Annotated in this window: 5 protein-coding genes; 4 read left to right on the forward strand and 1 reads right to left on the reverse strand. The window is 66.8% G+C overall.

Translation table 11 applies throughout. The features are described from left to right. Positions 1-1,652: bifunctional protein-serine/threonine kinase/phosphatase (locus ISS20_RS21965; RefSeq protein ID WP_291439551.1), on the reverse strand; the 1,652-nt coding region annotated here is incomplete at its 3' end. Between the two features lie 332 nt (positions 1,653-1,984). On the opposite strand from ISS20_RS21965, the gene nirB reads away from it, so the two are divergent. From nirB to ISS20_RS21985, 4 genes are all read left to right on the forward strand, one after another. Beyond that, complete coding sequence (gene nirB / locus ISS20_RS21970; RefSeq protein ID WP_291439553.1) at positions 1,985-4,432, forward strand: nitrite reductase large subunit NirB; 2,448 nt, start codon at positions 1,985-1,987, stop codon at positions 4,430-4,432. Between the two features lie 20 nt (positions 4,433-4,452). Further along, entirely contained in the window at positions 4,453-5,265 is an 813-nt protein-coding gene (locus tag ISS20_RS21975; protein ID WP_291439555.1) for a type IV pili methyl-accepting chemotaxis transducer N-terminal domain-containing protein, read from the forward strand. 66 nt (positions 5,266-5,331) lie between these two features. After that, positions 5,332-5,733, forward strand: a complete 402-nt coding sequence (nirD, locus tag ISS20_RS21980) for a nitrite reductase small subunit NirD (protein WP_291439557.1) — start codon at positions 5,332-5,334, stop codon at positions 5,731-5,733. 127 nt (positions 5,734-5,860) lie between these two features. Continuing rightward, positions 5,861-7,717 (forward strand): molybdopterin-dependent oxidoreductase (locus ISS20_RS21985; protein ID WP_291439559.1); only part of this gene is annotated, 1,857 nt, incomplete at its 3' end.

The raw sequence follows: 7,717 nt of genomic DNA on the forward strand, positions 1-7,717 counted from the left end.
CGCGAAGCCCCCCGCTCCAGGGCCAGCAGCAGTTCCTCGGCGGTTTCAAAGCGTTGTGTGCGCTGGCGGGCCACGGCCTTCAAGGCGATCTGGTCGAGCCAGATGGGCACGCTGGGGTTGTGGCGGCTGGGGGCCAGGGGGTCGCGGTGGTAGCGGCCCAGCTGGTACTGCACCACCTCGCCATAGGGCAGGCGCCCATGGCTCAGCAGCTGGTACAGCGTGACGCCCAGGGCAAACAGATCGCTGCCCGCATCGGGCAACTGGCCGGCAGGGTCCCCGTTCTTTTCATAGCCCGGCCACTGCTCGGGGTTCATGTAGCTGGGGGTGCCTGCGTGCAGGCGGCGCGTGGCCTCGGGCTCGCGGCCCGACAGGGCCACGCCCAGGTCCAGCACCCGCAGCACACCGTCATCGCCCAGGTGCAGGTTGTCGGGCTTGATGTCGCGGTGGACCACCCCTTGCCGATGCAGCCAGCCCAGCACCTGCGCCGCCTGCATCACCACCGACACGGCCTGCGGCACGCCCAGGTGCTGGCGGCCGCGCAGGCGCTGGCACAGGGTCTGGCCCGCATGCCAGTCATAGAGCAGATAAAACGCACTGGCGCCGGGGCTTGCACCGCCCTGCTCAGGCGGCCAGGTGTTCAGGCGCGCAAGGTGCACCGCCGCATGGCCGGACTGCATGCGCCGGGCCACCCAGGCCTCATGCGCCAGAGTGGCGCGCTCCTGCGCATCGTGCGCACGGGCGGGCACCAGCGTCTTGAGCGCGTACAGCCGCTGTGTGGCCGGGTCGCGCACCTGGTAGATGCGGTGCACGCCGCTGTCGGCTACCAGCGCGGTCACCACCAGGCCATCCACCGGCTCGCCCACCTTGAGCAGCGGCAACACCGGCAAGTGCTGCGCCCGGCGGGACTCATCCTGCAAGGTGGCTTCCAGCGCCCCCTGCACCCGCACCACGAGCGCGGTCACGTTGTCGGTGCTGCCCCGACGCAGGGCTGCGCGCGTGATCTCCTCGCTCAGCGCCTGGGCGCTGACGGCACTGGCGGCGTTGGCATCCTGCGGCTGCAGCAGCAACTGGCGCAGTTCACGCTCGGGCAGGCTGCCGTGCACGCCGTCGGACAGCAGCACCAGCAGGTCGCCGCTGTGGAGTTCGCCCTGGCTGTAATCCACCACCACATGATCGTCCAGGCCCATGGCGCGGGTGAGCTGGTGCGCCAGGTCACGCTGCGCCATCACATGGTCGGTCGTGAGCAGTTGCAGCCGGCCGCCCCGCAGCAGATAGGCGCGCGTATCGCCCACATGGGCCAACGTGTACGACTGGCCGCGCAGCACCACGGCGGTGAGCGTGGTCAGGCCCACGGCGGGCTGGCGACGCCGGTTCATCGACGCCAGCCAGCCGTTGTGCGCGCTCAGGATGCGGTCCAGCGCCACGGTGGTGTCCCAGGTGTCGGGCGTGGCGAAGTAGTCGTTCACCAGCGTGTTCACCGTGGTCTGTGCGGCTTCGCGGCCCTTGCCTCCCGTGCTCACACCATCGGCAATGGCAGCGATGGCGCCGCGTTCGCGGTCGCGCCCCTGCCCCTGCACCAGGGCGGCAAAGTCTTCATTGACTTCGTTGCGCCCGGCCTGCGAGGTGTGGCCGATGTCCAGTTCAAAACTCATGCACCACCTCCATGCAGGTTCCATGCCCAAGGTGGTGCATACACGCACCGCGCCGCGCAGCCGAGCCACCCGTCAACACCCAAAACTCCGCCCCCTGCAGGGCGAACAACACCGGATCACCCCACATCAGTGCACAAACTCTGGCACGGGCATTGCTTATTCGAAGCAACGGCCCAGCTGGGCCACGCAATTCAGCGGTGCAACGGCGCACCAAGGGGTTGTATGGACGAAGGCGTCCCCACATGCGGTTTCGATGGAATGTCGGAGCTGCATCGTGTGGACGCCTTTTTTGTTTTTTGCATCGCCCAGGCGATGGAACCGACGGAGTCACGATGAAAAAGCTCAAACTGGTGATGGTGGGGAACGGCATGGCCGGTGTGCGCACGCTGGAAGAGCTGCTCAAGATTGCCCCCGATCTGTATGACATCACGGTCTTCGGGGCCGAGCCGCACCCCAACTACAACCGCATTCTGCTGTCGCCGGTGCTGGCTGGCGAGCAGACCATTGACGAGATCATCCTCAACGACTGGCAGTGGTACGCCGACAACCACATCACGCTGCACACCGGCTTCACCGTGACCGACGTGGACCGCGTGCGCCGCGTGGTGAGCGCAAGCAGCAAGGACGGCGATGTGATCACCGCCGAGTACGACCGCCTCATCATGGCCACGGGCTCCAACCCGTTCATCCTGCCCGTGCCCGGCAAGGACCTGAAAGGCGTGCTGGCCTACCGCGACATCGCCGACACACAGGCCATGATCGACGCAGCCGCCACGTACAAGCACGCGGTGGTCATCGGCGGCGGCCTGCTGGGCCTGGAAGCCGCCAACGGCCTCATGAAGCGCGGCATGACCGTGAGCGTGGTGCACGTGATGCCCTCGCTGATGGAGCGCCAGCTCGATGACGTGGCGGGCAAGATGCTGCAGAAGTCGCTGGAAGACCGTGGCATGCGCTTTTTGATGGGTGCGCAGACTCAGGAGCTGGTGGGCAATGCCGAAGGCCGGGTGGCCAGCGTCAAGTTCAAGGACGGCACCGAAGTGCCAGCCGACCTGGTGGTGATGGCCGTGGGCATCCGCCCTAACACCGCGCTGGCAGAAAAGATGCGCCTGCACGTGAACCGGGGCATCGTCGTGAGCGACACGCTGCAGACCACCACCGATGCCCGCATCTATGCCGTGGGCGAATGCGCGGCACACCGGGGCATTGCCTATGGCCTGGTGGCCCCGCTGTTTGAGCAAGGCAAGGTGCTGGCCAACCACCTGGCAGAGTTCGGCATCGGCCGCTACCAGGGCTCGCTCACCTCCACCAAGCTCAAGGTCACGGGCATCGACCTGTTCAGCGCGGGCGACTTCCAGGGCGGCGACAACACCGAAGAGATCGTGATGAGCGACCCCTTTGGCGGCGTGTACAAGAAGCTGGTCATCAAGGACGACAAGCTGGTGGGCGCCTGCCTCTATGGCGATACGGTGGACGGCAGCTGGTACTTCAAGCTGCTGCGCGATGGCCGCAGCGTGACCGATATTCGCGACAAGCTGATGTTTGGCGAGAGCAACATCGGCGACGTGGGCCACCAGGGCCAGAGCAAGGCATCGGCCATGGCTGACACGGACGAAGTGTGCGGCTGCAACGGCGTGACCAAGGGTGCCATCTGCAAGGCCATCAAGGACAAGGGCCTGTTCACGCTGGATGAAGTGCGCAAGCACACCAAGGCCAGCGCATCGTGCGGATCGTGCACGGGCCTGGTCGAGCAGATCATCATGTTCACTGCGGGCGGCGACTACAGCGCCACACCGAAGACCAAGGCCATGTGCGGCTGCACCGACCACGGCCACCAGGCGGTGCGCGACGCGATCCGCGCCAACAAGCTGCTGAGTATTGGCAACGTATTCCAATTTATGGAGTGGAAGACGCCCAACGGCTGCGCCACCTGCCGCCCCGCCGTCAACTACTACCTCATCAGCACCTGGCCCAAGGACGCGAAGGACGACCCGCAAAGCCGCGCCATCAACGAGCGCAGCCACGCCAACATCCAAAAGGATGGCACCTACAGCGTCATCCCCCGCATGTGGGGCGGCGAAACCACGGCCGACGAACTGCGCCGCATTGCCGATGCGGCCGACAAGTACAACATCCCTACCATCAAGGTCACGGGGGGCCAGCGCATCGATTTGCTGGGCGTGAAGAAGGAAGACCTGGTCAACGTGTGGAAGGACATCGGCATGCCCAGCGGCCATGCCTATGCCAAGGCGCTGCGCACCGTGAAGACCTGCGTGGGCAGCGAGTGGTGCCGCATGGGCACCCAGGACAGCACGCAGATGGGCAAAGATCTGGAGCGCGCCATGTGGCGCATGTATGCACCGCACAAGGTGAAGTTCGCAGTGTCGGGCTGCCCGCGCAACTGCGCCGAGGCCGGCATCAAGGACGTGGGCATCATCGGCGTGGACAGCGGCTGGGAGATGTATGTGGCCGGCAACGGCGGCATCAAGACCGAGGTGGCGCACTTCTTCACCAAGCTGAAAACCGCCGAGGAAGTGCTGGAGTACACCGGCGCGTTCTGCGAGCTGTACCGCCAGGAAGGCTGGTACCTGGAGCGCACCGTGCACTACGTGAGCCGCGTGGGCCTGGACTATGTGAAAAAGCGCATTCTGGAAGACCACGAAGGCCGCAAGGCGCTGTGGGAGCAGCTGCAGTTCGCGCTGGACGGCGAGCCCGACCCCTGGTTCGAGTTTGACAAGGCAGCCGTGGACACGCGCCAGTTTGCCCCGCTGACCGCTGCCTGAAGCGCCCGGAGCCCCACACCATGCAACGCCGCACCTTGCTGACCGCCGCCGGCTACACCACGGCCTGGAGCACCCTGGGCATCATGTCGCTGGGCACCGCCCAGGCCCAGGTCACTGACCTGAACGACGCCATCAACAAGGCAGGTCGCCAGCGCATGCTGAGCCAGCGCATGGGCAAGGCCTGGCTGGCGTTGGCGCACAAATCCGACACGCCTTCTGCACGCGCCGTGCTGGACCAGTCGCTGGCGCTGTTCGAGCGCCAGCTGGGCGAACTCAAGGCCTACGCGCCCTCGCCCACCATCCGCGACACCTACACCAAGCTGGAATCGGCCTGGACCGACCACAAGGCCACGCTGCTGGGCACCAGCCCGTCGCGCGACGGCGCTGCCGCCTTGCTGCAGGCCGACGCCAAGGTGCTGGCCCTGGCCCACCAGGGCACCGTGCAGTACGAAGCCGCCTCGGGCAAGCCCGTGGGCAAGCTGGTCAACGTGGCAGGCCGCCAGCGCATGCTGAGCCAGCGCATGGCCAAGTTCTGCCTGTCGGCCATGCTGGGGGTGGACACCTCCACCGCCACCACCGAGATCGCCAAGGCGCGTGACGAGTTCATCAGCGCCACCGAGCTGCTGCGCAATGCCCCACAGGCCACCGATCGCATCCGGCAAGAGCTGCTGCTGGCCGATGGCCAGTGGGTGTTTTTCGACGCCGCGTTGCAACGCCTGGGCACCAGCAACAACACCTTCCGCCAGGTGTCTGAAGTGTTTGTGAGCAGCGAGAACCTGCTCGCCAGCATGGACCGCGTGACCGGCCTGTATGCCGCACTGGGCAGCAGCTGACAGCCTGCCTTGCAACAGCCCATCCGCACACCGACACACTACCGAACAACACCAAGGACGATTCCCATGACCACCAACAACCCAACCCCTGAATGGAAGCTGATCTGCCGGGTGGACGACATCCCCGTGCTGGGCTCACGCCGCGTGGCGCGCCCCCAGGGCCTGGACGTGGCCGTCTTCCGCAACGACGCCGGTGGTGTGTTTGCGCTGCTGGACCGCTGCCCGCACAAGGGCGGCCCGCTGAGCCAGGGCATCGTGTTTGGCACCCATGTGGCGTGCCCCCTGCACAACTGGACCATTGGCCTGTGCGACGGCCAGGCCTCGGCGCCCGATGAGGGGTGCACGCCGAAGTTTGCCGTGAAGGTGGAAGACGGCGCGGTGTACCTGGACGCGAGCGAGATGGCGACGGTGGCCACGGATTTGACGCGCCCCATCGCAGGGCCTGCGCGCAGAACGGTGGGCGTGTGAGCGGTGGAGAGTGTTGCGCCCCAGGCGCCGCATGCGTACCCGGCGAGGACACGACAACACTATCAAAACAATAGCTGACAGCGCAACATGCACTAGCGCCTGAGGCCAAAACAACCCCAACCACGCCATGCAAGAAACCAAATCCACCTGCCCCTACTGCGGCGTAGGCTGCGGCGTGATCATCGAAAGCACAGGCACCCAGATCACCGGTGTGCGCGGCGACCCCACACACCCCGCCAACTTTGGCCGCCTGTGCACCAAGGGCTCGACCCTGCACCTCACAGCCACCAGCCCGGTCACCCTGCAAACCCGCCTGCTGCACCCCCTGCAACGCGCACAGCGCAGCGAAGCCGCCCTGCCCGTGACCTGGGATGCCGCACTGACGCTGGCGGCCGACCGGTTCGCCCACACCATCGCCCAGCACGGCCCTGACGCCGTGGGCTTCTACGTCAGCGGCCAGTTGCTCACCGAGGACTACTACGTCTTCAACAAGCTCGCCAAGGGCCTGATCGGCACCAACAACATCGACACCAACTCGCGCCTGTGCATGAGCAGCGCTGTGGCCGGCTACAAGCAAACGCTGGGTGCCGACGCGCCGCCCGCCTGCTACGACGACGTGAACCACGCGCAGTGCCTGTTCATCGTGGGCAGCAATGCGGCCTGGGCCCACCCCATCCTGTTCCGCCGCATCGAAGACGCACGCGCCGCCAACCCGGGCATGAAGGTCATCGTGGCCGACCCGCGCCGCACCGACACGGCGGGCATGGCCGACCTGTTCCTGCCCATCCAGCCCGGCAGCGACGTGATGCTGTTCAACGGCATGCTGCACATCATGCTGTGGGAGGGCTGGGTCGACACCGCCTACATCGCCGCCCACACCACGGGCTTTGACGACCTCAAGGCCCTGGTGCGCGACGCCACGCCCGAGCGTGTGGCGCAGACCTGCGGCATCAGCGTGGCCGACCTGACCACCGCCGCCAAATGGTTCGCCACCTCCAAAGCGACCCTGAGCCTCTACTGCCAGGGCCTGAACCAGAGCAGCAGCGGCACGGCCAAGAACGCCACACTCATCAACCTGCACCTGGCCACCGCACAGATCGGCAAACCCGGCGCGGGCCCCTTCAGCCTGACGGGCCAACCCAACGCCATGGGCGGGCGCGAGGTGGGTGGCCTGGCCAATTTGCTCAGCGCCCACCGCGACCTGGCCAACCCGCAGCACCGCGCCGAAGTCGCCGCGCTGTGGGGCGTGGCCGATGTGCCATCCAAGCCCGGCAAGACGGCTGTGGAGATGTTCCAGGCCGCTGCCGACGGCGAGATCAAGGCCCTGTGGATTGCCTGCACCAACCCCGCGCAGAGCATGCCCGACCAAGCCACCGTGCGCCGCGCGCTGCAGCGCGCCGAGTTTGTGGTGGTGCAGGAGGCCTTTACAACGGCCGAGACAGCGCGGTATGCCGACCTGCTGCTGCCCGCTACCACCTGGGGCGAAAAGACCGGCACGGTGACCAACAGCGAGCGCCGCATCTCGCGCGTGCGCACTGCCGTGCCCGCACCGGGCCTGGCGCGCCACGACTGGGCCATTGCGGTGCAGTTTGCGCACCTCCTGGAGACACGCCTGCGGCCTGGCGCGCCCACGCTGTTCCCCTACGCCACAGACGCTGCCGATGCGGGCGCAGAAGCCGTGTGGAAAGAGCACCGCGAGAGCACACGCGGGCGCGATCTGGACATCACGGGGCTGTCGTGGGAGATGCTCGAAGCCCAAGGCCCACAGCAGTGGCCGTTGCGAGAGGGAAGCACCACAGGCAAGGTCCGCCTGTACGAAGACGGCGTCTTCCCCACCGCCGACGGCCGTGCGCGTTTTGCTGCGCATGCATGGCAACCCACCGCCGAGCCCCGCGAATCGCGCTACCCCTTCAGCCTGACCACGGGCCGCCTGCGCGACCAGTGGCACGGCATGACCCGCACCGGTACGCTGGGCCGCCTGTTT

Origin of the sequence: Acidovorax sp. (assembly GCF_016783915.1) — a bacterium.
GTDB lineage: Bacteria > Pseudomonadota > Gammaproteobacteria > Burkholderiales > Burkholderiaceae_C > Acidovorax.

Bases quoted from the DNA above. Each gene is read 5' to 3' on its own strand.
- nirB (WP_291439553.1), top strand. From the start codon at position 1,985: ATGAAAAAGCTCAAACTGGTGATGGTGGGGAACGGCATGGCCGGTGTG.
- ISS20_RS21975 (WP_291439555.1), top strand. From the start codon at position 4,453: ATGCAACGCCGCACCTTGCTGACCGCCGCCGGCTACACCACGGCCTGG.
- nirD (WP_291439557.1), top strand. From the start codon at position 5,332: ATGACCACCAACAACCCAACCCCTGAATGGAAGCTGATCTGCCGGGTG.